The organism is Phascolarctobacterium succinatutens YIT 12067, from assembly GCF_000188175.1.
Lineage (GTDB): Bacteria > Bacillota > Negativicutes > Acidaminococcales > Acidaminococcaceae > Phascolarctobacterium_A > Phascolarctobacterium_A succinatutens.
The window spans coordinates 1-1865 of record NZ_GL830897.1 but is presented as its reverse complement, the minus strand read 5'-3'; the positions used below and the strand labels follow the sequence as shown (position 1 = coordinate 1865).

The following is a 1865-nucleotide window of genomic DNA, read 5'->3' as shown; positions in this document are numbered from 1 at the left end:
AACACCGTAACCATTATGCTGGCTACCGGTACTGGTCTGACCATGAGTGCTGATGCATTCCTGAACTATCAGACCATCCTGATCATCATCCTTGGTCTGGTTGCTTTCATCGGTGGTACTGCTGCCGGCGTTATCTTCGGTAAGCTGATGTGCATTGTAGACGGTGGCAAGACTAACCCGTTGATTGGTTCCGCCGGTGTATCTGCAGTTCCTATGGCTGCTCGTGTATCTCAAGTTGTTGGCCAAAAAGCAAATCCGTCCAACTTCCTGCTGATGCATGCTATGGGTCCTAACGTAGCAGGCGTTATCGGTACTGCAGTTGCTGCAGGTACCATGTTGGCTATGATCGGTCCTGTTGGTAAATAATTTATACTGAAACTCCCCTGAGGACGCGCTGCAAGGCGCGTCCTCTTAATTTTTGCCTAAAAAGCGGTCCGGAATACTAAACTGTCACATTTTAAACAAAAAAGATGGCATTTTTGTGTCCTCAATCAGTGGACATGTACTGTTGGATTACATTCAACATAAAAAATGAAATTAGCACCAGCTGTTAAAAATAACTTATAGAAGGTACTAAAAAAATTATATGAATCGCAAACCCTTGATATAATGGGCTTTGGAGCAGAAGGCTGCAATTTATCAAAGCAGATTTTATAAAGAGAATTAAGATAATTTTCAGACAAAAGGCTTATGCACGTTTCAAAAATCATTTACTCATAGTTTAACTTAATTCCGGAAAAGCATATAAAAGCATAAAAATAAAACACCATGACAGTAATGTACATAAAATACAATATAGAAGTATGCAACAAGAAAACACCATTTACGTTAATAATGTAAATTTTTCAATAAAATAACTTTTTATTTTACGCTTATAGTGTTATAATAGGTACATGGAAATGCAAGAAAATACATAAGCGATTTCCGTAAGTTCTTTGAAAACTACATATTAATAGCTGATATAGAATGCCTCCCTCGGCATTGTATATAAATTAATTTTAAAAGGAGGAACATAAAATGTCCCCAGCAATCAAATGTCTTATTTTGTTGGCAGTAGTTGCATTATTATTTGTAACCGAACTTATCCCTCTCGCAGTTACTGCTACCGGCGCAGCTATCGCATGCGGCCTCTTAGGCTTGATTCCTGCAAAACAAGTATTCAGCGGTCTGTCTAACTCCACCGTTGTTCTGTTCGCAGGTATGTTCGTAGTTGGCGCTTCCATGTTCTACACCGGCCTTGCACAAGAAATCGGTAATACCGTAGTTAAAATGTGCGGCACAGGCGAAAACAGCCTGATGTTCGGCCTGATGATCGTTGGTACCGTACTGTCCGCAGTATTGTCCAACACCGGTACCGCAGCTTGCTTACTTCCTGTAGCACTCGGTATCTGCTCCGCAGCTAAGATTCCTGCTTCCCGTCAGTTAATGCCGTTGGCATTCGCTTGCGGTTGGGGCGGTATCATCACCATGGTAGGTACTCCTCCTAACATCATCGCTACCGGTGCTATGACCGCTGCTGGTCTTGAGCCTTTCGGTTTCTTCGAATTCGCTTGGATTGGTATCCCGGTTTCCGTAGCTGGTATGATTTACATGATGTTTGTAGGCAAATATTTACTCCCGAACAAACAACTCGATGCTGACCAAGAAATCGAGCAAGAAATCGAAGCAAATGAAACCTCCAAATCTAAACAAATGGTATCTGGCGTTATCCTGTTGGCAGTTGTTCTGGTAATGGCTCTTGGCATTAAAGGTATTACTTTGGAAATGGCAGCAATCATCGGTGCTCTGGTTTGCGTACTGACCGGCTGCCTGACTGAAAAACAAGCTTATGCTTCTATCGACTGGGTAACCATCTTCCTGTTCGC

The 1865-nt window shown here is 42.1% G+C and carries 1 protein-coding gene and 1 pseudogene; both read left to right on the top strand.

Going from position 1 to position 1865, the window contains the following annotated elements; genetic code table 11:
* Window positions 1-366: pseudogene (gene gcdB / locus HMPREF9443_RS06435) on the top strand (sodium ion-translocating glutaconyl-CoA decarboxylase subunit beta); the annotation flags it as partial.
* A gap of 651 nt (window positions 367-1017) precedes the next feature.
* Window positions 1018-1865: SLC13 family permease (locus HMPREF9443_RS06430; RefSeq protein WP_009145745.1), on the top strand; the 848-nt coding region annotated here is incomplete at its 3' end.